Here is a 12,867-nt window from a genome sequence, read left to right as displayed (position 1 = left end):
GGAGGTCGACGGTACCGGCTATCGCGACCTCGCCGACGCACGCGAGCGGATCGGGACCTTCATCGAGCAGGTCTACAATCGCCAGCGCCTGCACTCCGCCTTGGCCTACAGGTCGCCCGACGAGTATGAGGAAACCATGCGAAGGGCTGCTGCGCAGCAGCCCTTCAAACAAGCAACCGAGCTCTCTCTAATTAACGTGTCTCACTAAAGGGGGTCACTCCATCCCTGTTCCGCGATAACAGGGAAGACGCGGCTAAGACATTGTTATATAAAGATAAAATCGCCGTTTTTCGACCCGAATCGTGGCAAAAAACGAAAAAATAAAAATAACAGGGAAGAACAGGGGCGGAACAGGGACCGCGGACCGGCGGCAGGCGGGAATCAGTGTTCGCGCAGAGGCGCGCGCTCAGAGGTCAGCCCGGGCGGCGGCCCATCGTACTGCGCACCAGCCGATCGACCAGGCCCGGCAGGCCCGGATAGCTTGCCTTGTGATAGGGCGACTGCTCGCCCAGGGCGGCGGACAGGCGGCGGTGCGCCTCGGCCAGCCCGTGATAGGGAACACCGGGCAGCAGATGGTGAAGCGCATGATAGCGCAGGCCCACCGGCGCCCACAGCACCGGCAACAGCGCCGGCGGCGGCACGTTCACGGTATCGAGATACTGCGCCGTGACGGTCATCGCCTCCCCTTCATTCTCCCACAGATGCGCGACCAGCGTGCGCACCTGGTTGAGGATCGCCACGCCGGAGGTGATCCCGAGGAAGATCAGCAGGGCGCGCAACGGAATGATCCCCGTCGCGGTCAGGGTGAGCAGCGTGATCGCCCACACGCTCGTGGCCGCCTCCATCCGGCGCCAATGAGTCTTGAACGCGCCCTCGGGCGGGCGGCGGCGGAAGGAGGGATTGATCGACAGGCTCGAATAGCGCTCGTCGAGCATGGCCCGCATCTTCGGGAAGAACAGGGCGATCGGGGCAAGCACCGCGAAGCGCAGCAACAGCGCAACCGGCGCGAGCAGCGAGGTGACGACGAACAGCGGCAGCGTCCAGGGCTTCATCAGTGCGAGCGGCAGATATTCGGGATCTTCCGACGTGCCGTAGCGCGTGCGCGCATGGTGGAGGTTGTGCACGCCTTCATACATGAAGGACGGCACCATCATCGGGATGCCCGCGATCAGGTTCCAGCCCAGCCGGAAGCCGGGCAGCGCCGAATGCTTGATATGGGTGATTTCGTGGATGAAGCTGTCGGCGCGGTACAGAGCGAGAATCGCCACGGCGCCCGCCACGATCGCCCATCCCGTCGAGGGTGCCAGGATCGTGGCTGCGAGCGCTGCATAGCCAAGCACCGCGGACAGGATCAGGTCGGTCCAGTAGATGGCAGGCTTCGGCGCGTTGAGGTCGCGCGTCAGATCGGCGGCAGCGCGCAGCATCGCCTTGTCGTCGGCGATGCGCTCCCGCGGCGCACGCAGGACGGTGCTGGGGCCCGACACGGTCTCGCGCGGATCGAAGGCAAGCGATGTGTTCATGGTTCGCGGCATTGCCCAAAGATAGTGGCTATATGGTGGCAGCAACAGGGTATGTCGTTGCCCCTGCGCCCGCGCGCTTGACAGGAGCGCGCTTGACAGCTTGTGCCACAGGCGGGAGTGCGCAGTTCTTACAGAGAGGCTTGTCGTCTTGGCTACCACGCACCCGCTTTCCATCCGCCCGATCAGCAGCAAGGCCGATCGCAAGAAATTCGTCGACCTGCCCTTCCGGCTCTACAAGGACGATCCCAACTGGGTTCCGCCGCTGAAGGGCGAGGCGCTGGGGCTGATCACGCCGGAGAAGAATGGCTGGTTCAGCCACGCCGAGGCGCAATTGTTTCTCGCCGAGCGCGATGGTCGGGCCGTCGGACGCATCTCCGCCCATATCGACACGCTCGCGCTGACCATGCCGGCCGAACAGGGCTTCGGCCCCGGCTGCGGCCAGTTCGGCCTGTTCGATGCCGAGGACCCGGAAACCGCGCAGGCGCTGATCGCCACCGCAGAGGGCTGGTTGCGCGACAAGGGCATGACCAGGGTGCTCGGCCCGATCAGCATGTCGATCTGGGAAGAGCCGGGGCTTCTGATCCAGGGCTATGATCATGCGCCGACGATCATGATGGGCCATGCCAAGCGCGAATATCGCGGCTGGATCGAGGCGGCCGGCTATAGTCCCGCCAAGACGCTCTATACCTATGATCTTGATATTACCCAGGAATTCCCGCCGATCGTGAAGCGGATCATCCAGTCGGGCGAGAAGAATCCCCGAATCCGCATCCGCGAGGTCGACAAGTCGAAGTTCGACGAGGAAGCGGCAATCATCCTCGCGATCCTCAACGATGCCTGGTCGGACAATTGGGGCTTCGTCCCCCTCACCCCGCCGGAGATCGCCGATGTCGGCGTCAAGCTGAAGCCGATCGTGTTCAACGACCTGATCCGCATCGCCGAACTGGACGGACGGCCCGTCGCGTTCATGATCACGCTTCCGGATCTCAACGAGGCAATCAAGCCGCTCAACGGCAGCCTGTTGCCGTTCGGCTGGGCCAAGCTGCTGCTCTGGCTGCGCAAGCCCCAGGTGCGCACCATGCGCGTGCCGCTGATGGGCGTCCTGAAGGAACTCCAGTCCTCGCGCATGGCGAGCCAGCTTGCCTTCATGATGATCGAATATATCCGGCGCGCGGCCATCACCCGATACGGTGCGAGCCGCGGCGAGATCGGGTGGGTGCTCGACGACAATCAGGGCATGAACGCCATCGCCGAGACCATCCAGAGTCGGGTCAACAAGACCTACGAGATCTATCAGAAGACGCTGTGAAACGGGCGGCAACGGCCACGCTCGAAGATTGCTAGAGCCGCCGGGAAACGCCGATATAGAGTTCGACATTCGGCGCGTCGCGGTTCAGCCCCGCCACGGCGCCGACGTCGAACTGCCAGTCCTTGCGCGGCGCCCAAGCGAGCGATCCCGACGCTAGCGCTGTGGTCATATGCCCGGACGGATCATCGTCCCGAGTTTCCTGAACCTCGATCGTCCCGGTAATCTTGTCGCTGAGCTCGACCCCGAGCCCGACCGTACCGCTGGCGGCGAAATGCCGCCCTCGCCCATCCTGATCCACCGCGGCATCGACTTCGGGCGACAGTTGCAGGCTGAGCTTGTGGCCGAGGTCGAAGCTGACCGGCACCAGCACGCCCGCGCCCCAGTCCCCAGCCCCGATCGGCCTGCGGCCGACCGGAACCGTGACGAAGGACTCGACCGCGACGGAAACGCCGCTGCCGTCAGGGTGGCGCAGATTGGCCTTCAGCCCGAGCAGCGCGTCGCCCGTGCGGTTCGCCGCGTCGACTGATCCGCTCGCCTTGTCCCGAGTGCGATCATGGCCGAACGCGGTCCAGCCGGCCTGCGCCTCGATCCGGTCGGTCAGGCCGATGCGGACGAGCGTGTCGCCGATCAGGATCGTGTCGTCGCGCGTGTCCGGCGAGTCGTCGCGAGTCCAGTCGGCCAGCCCCATCTCGACCGAGACGCGGCCCGGCGCCATCGTGCAGGGCGGCGTTCCCAGCCCAGGGCGCGTCGGGCAATAGTCGCGCTCCTCGGCCAGGGCAGCGCCCGGCAGCAGCAGGAGCGCGACCGCCAGCCGCTTCATGCCAGCCGCACCGGAGATGGATCCCCCAGCTCGTGGCGCACCATGCGCTCCGCCCTGTCGCGAGCACGGTAATAGGCCTGGTCAATTTCGACGCGGTCGAGCCCGTCAGCGGCAAGGGCGTCGAGGATGGTCGAATCCTCCCCCTTCGCCAGGCCGCGGAGCAGCGGCGCCGCATCGCGGCCGAGCGCCTCGGCCAGCAGGCGCATCGTCCTGGCGCGGGTGCGGAACGCGAAATCGTCGAGGCGGGCACTTTCGAACTCGCCCTTGCGGTGGAGCATCTTCTGGAGATCGAACGCCACCGGGCGCTACCGCAACCATACCCAGGTCGGCGCATGGTCGCTCGCCTTCTCCCGACCGCGATAGTCCTTGTCGACGCCGGCATCGGCAAGACGGTCGGCAGCGATCGGGCTGAGCAGCAGGTGATCGATCCGGAAGCCTGCATCGCGCTGCCATGCACCGGCCTGGTAATCCCAGAAGGTCCAGACGCCGCCCTTGGGGTGCCGCGTGCGCAAGGCGTCGGTCCAGCCCTGCCCGACCAGCGCGCGATAGCCGGAACGGCTCTCCGGCTGCATCAGCGCATCGTCCTGCATCGCGCGGACCGAGAAAGTGTCGTCGTCATTGGGAATGACATTATAGTCACCCGCCAGCACCACCGGTTTTTCCTCGGCCAGCAGTGCCTGCGCCCGATCGGACAGGCGCTCGATCCATTTGAGCTTATAGTCGAATTTCGGCCCCGGCTGCGGATTGCCGTTGGGCAGATAGATAGACGCAATGACCACCCCGTCGACTTCCGCCTCGAGATAGCGGCTATGCTCGTCCTCGGGATCGCCGGCGAGGCCGCGATGCCGCTCGACCGGGTCGCTGCCCCTGGCCAGCACCGCAACCCCGTTGAAACCCTTTTGCCCGTGCCACACCGCGCCATAGCCGGCCGCGCGGATATCCGCCTCCGGGAAGGTATCGTCGCTCGATTTCAGCTCCTGCAGGCACACCACGTCGGGCGCCTGCTCGGCGAGATATTCCAGCAGGCGCGGCAGGCGCGCCTTGATGCCGTTGACGTTGTAGGTGACGATTCTCAAGCGGATCAGACCGAGAAGCTGGAGCCGCAGCCGCAACCCGACGCGGCATTGGGATTGGTCACCTTGAACGCGGCGCCACCCAGATCCTCGACATAATCGACCGCCGCGCCGCGCACGAGATCGAGGCTGATCGAATCGACGACAAGCTTCACGCCGTGATTCTCGGCCACCGCGTCGTCCGCGTCGACCGCATCGGCAAAGCCGAACTTGTACTGGAAGCCCGAACAACCGCCGCCATCGACTGAAAGCCGAAGGATGGCGGGCTTGCCCTGCCTTTCCGCAATCGCCGCGACGCGCGCGGCGGCTGAATCGGTGAGGGCGATTTCTGGAGCTGTCACGGTTGCCATGACTGGCAGATAGGCGTTCCCGGGATCATCGGCAACCGATGCCCGGGCACCTGGATGGATCAGTCGGCCGCAGCCGGGCCGCCCACCGCAACCTGAGTCGTCTTCAGCGCGCGATCCTGCACCGCGAGCAGATAGTCGGCGGTCTGCAGGAAGGGGATCGGGTTGACGGCGTGACCGTCGATCCGGACCTCGTAATGGAGATGCGGGCCGGTCGAACGACCGGTCGAGCCCATCAGCGCGATCAGCTGGCCGCGGTGCACGCGGGTGAAGGGCGCAACGAGGATCTTGGAGAGATGGCCGTAACGGGTCTGAATGCCCTTGCCATGGTTGATCTCGACCATGTTGCCGTAACCGCCCGAGCGCTCGGCGCGATCGATGATGCCGTCGGCGGTCGCGTAGATCGGAGTGCCGACCGGGCCGGGAATGTCCACGCCCGCATGCATCGCGGCGGTGCCGCGGAACGGATCGGAGCGGACGCCATAATTGCTGGTGAAGGCAAGGCGCTCGACCGGCTGGGCCGACGGGATCGCGATCACCCCCTGCTCGAGCGAATCGAGCTTCTTCCAGGTCATGAACAGCGACCGGAACTGCATGTCGGCGCGCAGATCGGCTTCGGCTTCGACGCTGTCGGCGGCTTCGAACGGCCCGCCCATCGCCGGCATGCGCGCCGCGAAACGCTCCGGCGCGATACCGAGCTTGCGCACATGCGCGACGGTCATGGCATAACGCTGCTCAGCGGCCTGGCGCGCCTTGACCGCCATGGCGACCTGACGCTGCTCGACCTTCTTGAGCGGCGCGAGCACGTCGGCGGCAAGCTGGTCGGCATGGCTGTCGATCGTCGGCGCGACCAGCGCCAGCGCGCGGGGATCGCCCTTGCCGGTGATGACGGCGGAGATCAGCGCCTGGCGCTGCTCGACGCGGACGGCATGGGCTTTGGCGGCTTGCTTGATGGTTTCGACATCGGCCTGCATCGCGGCGACCTTCGCCTGCATCTGCGCGACCTTGGCTTCCGGCGACAACGGGGCATCGACGATACCGCTCATCGCGACGGCGCCAACGGCTGCCTGGGCGACGCCATAAGCCGAAAAGCACAGCGTGACACCGGCAACGCCGGCCATCAGCGCCTGGGTGCGCCCCCCGACGCTGAAGCGGCGCAGGTCACGGCCGTCGTGAAAAATGAAGTCCCGGGTGGTGAAGTGCGTCTTCAGCCGCGACGCAAACTGCGCGCTCGACGCGATGGAAATTTTGTTCATTTATCCCCGGCGACCAAATGAATGCGATTGCCGGGAAATCCAGCGCCCGCCCCTGATGTCCTGGTCGCAGCCCCTCCACGCCCCGGACATGTCGCAATTGACCTAGTTTTTCAGGTCGGGGCAAGCGCGCCGTAATATTCTCGCGTCAAACCGGCTGAGTTGCGCGCCGAGTCGTTGAACGGCGGCTTAATCACCCCCCGGAAGTGGCGCGCGACAAGGGAACGCCAATGCGATTCCGGCACGAATCCCTTGGCGGAGCAGCCAAATTCGAACCAGATGGTGCCCGCGCGGACATGCCGGATCTCATCGGTCAGGATGCGCTGCAGGATGCGCGCGCTCGGTTCGTCCGCCGCCGACCTGAAGCGCTGGATCGTCTCCGGCGTCACATCCAGTCCGCGCGCCTCGAGCACCATCGGCACGACCGCGAGACGGGCGAGCGGATCCAGCGCCGTCGCCGTCGCGGATTCCCACAAGCCGTCATGCGCGGGCATCGCGCCGTAATGGCTGGAAAGCGCCCGCAGCCGCCGGTCGAGCAGCGCGAAATGCATCGCTTCGTCCGCGCCCACCGATATCCAGTCGTCCGTGAAGCCGCGCGGGAATTCGGCACCGAAGCGCCCGACCATGTCGAAGGCCAGATCGATCGCGACGAACTCGATATGCGCCAGCGCGTGGAGCAGCGCGATCCGCCCCCGTTCCGAACCGCCCTTGCCGCGCTTCGGCATCTGGCTGGGCGCCAGCAGTTCCGGGTGAGCAGGACGCGCCGGCCGGTCGGGCATGGCGACATCGAATATCGGTGCGAGGCGCCCCTGACGCCACGCCCGTGCCGCCGCCCGGGCGGCACGAACCTTGGCCGCTGGGTCGCCGGTCTCCAGCACGCCCCGCACGGCCTGCGCGATGCTCATCGTGACGATTAGCCGAGCTCCTTCAGCGCCTCGAGCACGACGGCCACATGCCCGGGCACCCGCACGCGCCGCCAGGCCCGCACCAGCACGCCCTTCGCATCGAACAGGAAGGTCGACCGGTCGATGCCCATATAGGTCCTGCCGTACAGCTGCTTCTCCACCCAGACGCCGAACGCCGCCATGGCCTGATCCTGGTCATCAGTCGCGAGCGGCACGGTCAGGTCATATTTGCCGATGAACTTCTGGTGCTTGCTTGGCGTATCGCGCGACACGCCGAGCACTTCCGCACCCGACGCCCGGAATTCGGGATAATGCAGGCTGAAGTCCTGCGCCTCGCGGGTGCAGCCGGCCGTGTCGTCCTTGGGGTAAAAATACAGGACCAACGGCTTGCCGAGATAGCCGCGCAGGTTGATCTTGCCGCCGTCCGGCGTCGTCAGCGCCACATCCGGAAGCGTGTCGCCCTCGCCGATCGCCGCCATCATTCGTCTCCCGTCCTGGTTCCAGCCGTGGCTACCGCGGCCCAGAAATCGGAGACCTCCTGCCGCGTCGTCGCGAAGCACGCAACCACCGCCTCCCAATCGGCGACGTCGAGCGCGCGTGCGATCAGGTCGCGGGTCGCCTGGGCCGGCGGTTGCGCGTCCGGTGCGACCAGCCGCAACGTGACCAGCAGGCGTGTGAGGAAATCATGCGCGGCCGCGATCGGCGCGGGCACCAGCCCGGCCTCGATCAGTTCGCGGATTGCCACGGCGAGGTGAGGATCGAGGCCGGCATGGCGGGTGAGCTGCACGACATGCACCGCGAATTCGAGATCGACCAGACCGCCCGGTGACAGCTTGGCGTCGAGCGGCCCGGCCGGCGGCTTGTGCGCCGCCATCTCGGCGCGCATGCCGATCGCATCGGCGACCACGTCGCGCGCCGGCCGATCCCCGCGCAATACGGCGTCGATCACCGCCTGTGTCGCCGCCCGGGCATGCGCCGAGCCGAATACCGGCCGCGCGCGCGTCAGCGCCATATGCTCCCAGGTCCAGGCATCCTCGCGTTGATAGCGGGCAAAGCCGTCGAGCGAGACGACCAGCGGCCCCTGAGTCCCCGAGGGACGCAGCCGCGTGTCGATCTCGTACAATGGACCGGACGCCGTCGGCGCGGAGAGCGCCCCGCTCACCCGTTGTGCAAGACGATTATAGTAAAGTACCGCGCCCAAAGGTTTTTCACCATCGGACTCGGTCATGTAATCGCCGGTGAAAAGATAGATCAGATCAAGGTCAGAGGCATGAGTCAGCGCCCCGCCGCCCATCCGGCCCAGCGCCAGGATGACCAGTTCGGAACCCGGCACGACACCGTGCTTTTGCGTGAATTCGGCGACCGTCGCCTGCGCGAGAGTCGCGATCGCCGCCTCCGCCACCCGCGCATAACCGGCCGAAACATCGAGCGGATCGCTGACGCCGGCGACGATCTGCGTGCCGAGGGCAAAGCGCTTCTCGCCCACCACCCGGCGGACATGATCGAGCTGCGCCTGATAGTCCCCGGTCTCCTCGCGCATCTCCTGCGCCACCGCGTCGACCGAGCCGACAGGGTCGAGCGCGCTGGCATCGATCAGCCCGTCGAACAGTTCCGGACGCCTGCCCAGCGCCTCGGCCAGGGTCGGCGTATGGCTCAGGATCGCACCGAGCAGACGCGCCAGCGCCGGTCGCGCCTCGAGCAGGCGGAAGAAATTGATCGCGCTCGACAGCTTCGCCAGCATGACGTCGAGCCGCACGATCGCTCCCTGCGGATCGGGCGCCCTGGCCAGCGCCTCGATCAGCCCCGGCAGCACCGCCTCCAGCGCTTCCCGGGCGGCCGGGCTGCGCAGTGCGGGATAGGTCCCGGAACGCCATTGCTCGATCCGTCGCGCGGCCGCTGGCGGATCGGCGAACCCGGCTTCGGCGAGCTGGTCTTCGAGATGCGCGCCGTCCTGCGACAACGCCCCCCCATCGTCGGGGTCGAGCGCATCATAGGTCAGCGCCGTCGCTTCGACATGCGGCCGCAACAGGTCGAGCAATGCCGCGCCATCGGGGACGCCATGAAGCCGCGCCAGCCCGTCGAGCGCCGGTCCGGTCGGCAGATGGTGTGCCTGACGGTCGTCGACCATCTGCACCCGATGCTCGATCGTGCGGAACACGGTGTAAGCCTCCGTCATCGCCGCCGCGACCCGAGGGTCGATCCATCCGGCCTCGGCCAGTCGCGCCAGCGCATCGCGCGTCGCAGGGGCGCGCACCGATGGATCGCGCCCGCCATGGATCAGCTGGTGAATCTGCGCGAAGAACTCGATCTCGCGAATGCCGCCCCGCCCGCGCTTGAGGTCGAATCCCGGGCCGAAGGCCTGGCCTTGCGCATGATGATCGCGGATTCGGCGGGAGATGCCGCGGATCTCGCCGATCGCCCCGAAATCGAGCGCACGGCGCCAGATGAACGGCCGGATCGTCTGGAGAAAGCGCGCACCGAGCGTCAGGTCTCCGGCGGCTGCCCTGCCCCGAATGAACGCGGCGCGCTCCCATGGCAGCGCCAGTGATTCATAATAGGAGATCGCAGCGTCCACCGGAAGAACGATGGGAGTCACCTCCGGCGACGGGCGCAATCTCAGATCGACACGCAGCACATAGCCGTCACCGTCACGCGCCTGCAGAATCTCCACCACCCGGCGCCCGATCCGTACCGCCGCCTCGTCGGGCTCCTCGCGCGGCCGGCACGGCAGGGTGGCGGGATCGAAGATCAGGATCGGGTCGATATCGGACGAATAATTGAGTTCATGACTGCCCTGCTTGCCGAGCGCGATGGCCGCGAAACCGATGGGCGCAGCGCCCGGCGTTCGTTCAGCGATGGCAGCGGCAATCGCGGCATCGAGCGCCCGGTCAGCGAAATCGGATAACGCGCCAGTGACGGCTGTAAGGTCATAGACACCAGCCAGATCGCCGATGGCGACAAGCAGCGCGAGCCTGCGCCGCTCAAGCCGCAACCGGCGCATCACCGGCATGGCCTGATCCTGTATCGGCACCCCCGCAAGCGGAGGCAGCATGCCCCGATCAAGGTCATCGGCAAGTGCCGGTTCGCGATCGAGCAGCAGAGTCAGGAATGGCGATTCGGTCCGCGCACGACGAACCGCGTCCTTGATCAATTCTTCGGGATAGGCGTCATGCATGCGGCAACTATGGATAATTCCGTTTAATTAACACAGGTGCAAGCAACAATCGGGTTGCTCGTTCGTTCTTGGTTCATGTCGATCAAGATTACGCCCTCTACGGAAGACGTCGTGCCACAAGAATATGTCGTGGCCGCGCCGAAGACGAGCGACATGATCAGCGGCGCGTTGCGCGCCGCGTTCGGGGCCCAGGATACCCAGGCGACCGATTTTGCCGCCTTGCTCCGTCAGATCGATGTCGCCGATCGGACCATACAACGCTGCTGAGGTAATGGGTTTAGCGGCGTCAGCCGCGATCCCGGCTCAGATCCTCGACTTCGCCCATGATCGAATCGAGCGCGGTCATGCCAGGCTCGTTGCTGTGGCTGCGCCGCGACGGCAGCGAATTGTCGTTCATGATCGTCTCGAGCGCGACCCGCCCACGCGCCACACGGCTCTTGATCGTACCAACGGCGACGCCGCAGATCTCGGCGGCTTCCTCATAGGCGAAGCCGCCCGCGCCGACGAGGATCAACGCCTCACGCTGCGGCTGCGGCAAATGCAGCAAGGCGCGCTGCATGTCGCCCAGCTCGACATGCCGGTCCTGGCTGGCCGGCGCGGCCAATATGCGATCAGCCACCAGATCGTCCCATTCACCCTTGAACCGGGCTCGACGCATCTGGGAGAGATAAAGGTTGCGCAGGATGATGAAGGTCCAGGCACGCATGTTGGTGCCGGCCTGGAAGCGCAGCCGCGCCGCCCAGGCCTTCATCAGCGTTTCCTGGACCAGATCGTCGGCGAGATCGCGATTGCCCGACAAGGAGCGCCCAAAGGCGCGCAGATGCGGGATTACCTGGGCGAGCTGCGCCTTGAATTCGGAATCGGAGAGAGCAACGTGCTCGACCGGCTCTGGCGCCACATCGTCTTCGTCGTCATTCTCGTACGCGTCGGTCATGAACATCCGTTTCGTGGTCCGAAATGCGAACATGGGGGCGGACCATGATCAAGTCCACCACGCCATGCGGTTTCGTTCATTTGAATGAATTAGCGGAGCAGCAGGAACGCGAAGATCGCGATCACCAGCACCAGCGAGATACCCAATATGTACCGCGTCATATGCGGCGTCGCGCCTGCCCTGGCCTCATCGCCGCTGAGGTGAGTTTGTTCTTCCGGATTTGCCATATGCCTATAACCCCCGAGCATTGTTTTGGGTCCGTACCAGATGGAACTCCAATGCCGGGGGTTATGGAAAAGTTCCCGTCAGAGTGCGGGAACCGTCGCCGAATCGAAGAACAGCGCTTGGCTGATCGCGGCCTTCACGGTCGAGCGCTGGAAGGGTTTGGTGATCAGGAAGGTGGGCTCGGGGCGCTCGCCGGTGAGCAGACGCTCCGGGAAAGCAGTGATGAAGATCACCGGAACGGTGAACTCGGCAAGGATGTCCTTGACCGCATCGATGCCCGAACTGYCATCGGCAAGCTGGATGTCGGCAAGCACCAGGCCAGGACGGTCCTCCATCGCCAGCGCAACGGCCTCGTCGCGAGTCACCGCGACACCGGTAACGTCATGGCCAAGGTCGCGCACGATCGTCTCGATATCCATCGCGATGATCGGCTCGTCCTCGATGATCAGGACGCGTGCGCGGGTCTGCTTCTCGATCTCGGCCAGCGCTTCGTTCACCAGTGCGTCGACCTCGCTCGTCTGGACCTCGATCAGATAGGCCGCATCCTCGGGCGTGAAGCCTTCCATAGCGGTGAGCAGCAGCGCCTGGCGCGACAGCGGCGTCATCTTGGCGAGGCGAGCCCGTGCAATCGATTCCTGGCTGCTGCCGGCGTCCGCGCCCGCGTTCTCGGGCGTTTCGTCATAATTGGTGGAGTTCCAGATCGCCTGAAAGGTCCGATAGAGACCGAGCCGCGGGTCCACGTCACGCGGGAATTCCGCCGGGGCCGCAACGATCGCTTCGAGCGTCGCGCGCACATAGCGGTCGCCATGCTGCTGGCTGCCGGTCAGCGCGCGGCCATAGCGGCGCAGGAAAGGAAGGTGGGGGGCAAGCTGCTGTCCAAGCGACATGGCTGTCGAGGTCTCCTCCAGAAAAACGCCAAGATCTGACGAGGGTCCTTGTGGAAGCGGCCCCCCGGCTTTGCAACGCGTTTCGCGACCCGAGCGTGAGTGCCGGGCTTTTTCGCATCGGACATGGAACAATCGACGCGATATTTGGTTTCATGCATTCGTCGCGGATTGTATGCGCGATGCGCCTTGCCGATTTCCTCGGCCGGGTTTCTCGATATGCCCGGCTTATACACCGGATGCTTAAGGGGGACGATTTTGCGTTCGGGCGACGAGTCTTCGAAAAAACCGCGGGCCGCGAAGGCCAGGGTCCAGAGCAAGGACCGTGATATGGGGGCGGCCTTGCGCACCGTGTATCAGAAGACGGTGGACGAGTCGGTTCCGCCCGAGATGCTCGACCTCCTGAGCAAGCTCGACTGAGC

The 12,867-nt window shown here is 65.5% G+C and carries 15 protein-coding genes and 1 pseudogene; 4 read left to right on the top strand and 12 right to left on the bottom strand.

The features are described from left to right. Window positions 1-208 (top strand): annotated as a pseudogene (locus AC1DX5_RS19235) (hypothetical protein); the annotation flags it as partial. A 205-nt stretch (window positions 209-413) separates the two neighbouring features. On the opposite strand, the gene AC1DX5_RS19230 reads toward AC1DX5_RS19235, so the two are convergent. Next, a complete protein-coding gene (locus tag AC1DX5_RS19230) occupies window positions 414-1,520 on the bottom strand; it encodes a fatty acid desaturase family protein (protein ID WP_478016808.1) in 1,107 nt (368 codons plus the stop codon). 148 nt (window positions 1,521-1,668) lie between these two features. On the opposite strand from AC1DX5_RS19230, the gene AC1DX5_RS19225 reads away from it, so the two are divergent. Continuing rightward, entirely contained in the window at window positions 1,669-2,829 is a 1,161-nt protein-coding gene (locus AC1DX5_RS19225; protein ID WP_478016806.1) for an N-acetyltransferase, read from the top strand. 31 nt (window positions 2,830-2,860) lie between these two features. Here AC1DX5_RS19225 and AC1DX5_RS19220 read toward each other — a convergent pair whose 3' ends face one another. The 8 genes from AC1DX5_RS19220 to AC1DX5_RS19185 form a co-directional block, all read right to left on the bottom strand. Continuing rightward, complete coding sequence (locus AC1DX5_RS19220; protein WP_478016804.1) at window positions 2,861-3,649, bottom strand: transporter; 789 nt, start codon at window positions 3,647-3,649, stop codon at window positions 2,861-2,863. Further along, window positions 3,646-3,948: a hypothetical protein gene (locus tag AC1DX5_RS19215; protein WP_465169484.1), complete on the bottom strand. Its 303-nt coding sequence runs from the start codon at window positions 3,946-3,948 to the stop codon at window positions 3,646-3,648. The genes AC1DX5_RS19220 and AC1DX5_RS19215 overlap by 4 nt, the downstream gene beginning before the upstream one ends. 6 nt (window positions 3,949-3,954) lie before the next feature. Further along, on the bottom strand, window positions 3,955-4,725 hold the full coding sequence (gene xth, locus AC1DX5_RS19210; RefSeq protein ID WP_465169485.1) for an exodeoxyribonuclease III: 771 nt from the start codon (window positions 4,723-4,725) through the stop codon (window positions 3,955-3,957). Window positions 4,726-4,730: 5 nt separating this feature from the next. After that, on the bottom strand, window positions 4,731-5,072 hold the full coding sequence (gene erpA, locus AC1DX5_RS19205; RefSeq protein WP_465174047.1) for an iron-sulfur cluster insertion protein ErpA: 342 nt from the start codon (window positions 5,070-5,072) through the stop codon (window positions 4,731-4,733). A 59-nt stretch (window positions 5,073-5,131) separates the two neighbouring features. Further along, a complete protein-coding gene (locus AC1DX5_RS19200; protein WP_465169487.1) occupies window positions 5,132-6,325 on the bottom strand; it encodes a peptidoglycan DD-metalloendopeptidase family protein in 1,194 nt (397 codons plus the stop codon). 110 nt (window positions 6,326-6,435) lie between these two features. After that, window positions 6,436-7,227, bottom strand: a complete 792-nt coding sequence (locus AC1DX5_RS19195) for a ferritin-like domain-containing protein (protein ID WP_478016802.1) — start codon at window positions 7,225-7,227, stop codon at window positions 6,436-6,438. Window positions 7,228-7,235: 8 nt separating this feature from the next. Continuing rightward, window positions 7,236-7,706 carry a peroxiredoxin gene (locus tag AC1DX5_RS19190; RefSeq protein WP_478016819.1) on the bottom strand — a complete coding sequence of 157 codons (471 nt, stop codon included), beginning with the start codon at window positions 7,704-7,706 and terminating at the stop codon, window positions 7,236-7,238. Next, window positions 7,706-10,402 carry a bifunctional [glutamine synthetase] adenylyltransferase/[glutamine synthetase]-adenylyl-L-tyrosine phosphorylase gene (locus AC1DX5_RS19185; RefSeq protein ID WP_478016800.1) on the bottom strand — a complete coding sequence of 899 codons (2,697 nt, stop codon included), beginning with the start codon at window positions 10,400-10,402 and terminating at the stop codon, window positions 7,706-7,708. The genes AC1DX5_RS19190 and AC1DX5_RS19185 overlap by 1 nt, the downstream gene beginning before the upstream one ends. 111 nt (window positions 10,403-10,513) lie before the next feature. On the opposite strand from AC1DX5_RS19185, the gene AC1DX5_RS19180 reads away from it, so the two are divergent. Continuing rightward, the gene (locus AC1DX5_RS19180; RefSeq protein ID WP_465174052.1) at window positions 10,514-10,669 is read left to right on the top strand and encodes a hypothetical protein; all 156 of its coding nucleotides are present in this window, start codon (window positions 10,514-10,516) and stop codon (window positions 10,667-10,669) included. A 19-nt stretch (window positions 10,670-10,688) separates the two neighbouring features. Here AC1DX5_RS19180 and AC1DX5_RS19175 read toward each other — a convergent pair whose 3' ends face one another. From AC1DX5_RS19175 to AC1DX5_RS19165, 3 genes are all read right to left on the bottom strand, one after another. Further along, window positions 10,689-11,336 carry a sigma-70 family RNA polymerase sigma factor gene (locus AC1DX5_RS19175; RefSeq protein ID WP_465169492.1) on the bottom strand — a complete coding sequence of 216 codons (648 nt, stop codon included), beginning with the start codon at window positions 11,334-11,336 and terminating at the stop codon, window positions 10,689-10,691. 89 nt (window positions 11,337-11,425) lie between these two features. After that, on the bottom strand, window positions 11,426-11,563 hold the full coding sequence (locus tag AC1DX5_RS19170; protein ID WP_465169493.1) for a hypothetical protein: 138 nt from the start codon (window positions 11,561-11,563) through the stop codon (window positions 11,426-11,428). A gap of 78 nt (window positions 11,564-11,641) precedes the next feature. After that, complete coding sequence (locus AC1DX5_RS19165) at window positions 11,642-12,448, bottom strand: response regulator (RefSeq protein ID WP_478016798.1); 807 nt, start codon at window positions 12,446-12,448, stop codon at window positions 11,642-11,644. 255 nt (window positions 12,449-12,703) lie between these two features. Here AC1DX5_RS19165 and AC1DX5_RS19160 point away from each other — a divergent pair, with 255 nt between their 5' ends. Further along, the gene (locus tag AC1DX5_RS19160) at window positions 12,704-12,865 is read left to right on the top strand and encodes a NepR family anti-sigma factor (RefSeq protein ID WP_478016796.1); all 162 of its coding nucleotides are present in this window, start codon (window positions 12,704-12,706) and stop codon (window positions 12,863-12,865) included. Window positions 12,866-12,867: the final 2 nt, after the last annotated feature.

It is taken from the genome of Sphingomonas sp. P2_B6 (genome assembly GCF_056404755.1).
Note: the sequence above shows the minus strand (reverse complement) of the source record. Positions and strands in the feature narration are given on the sequence as shown.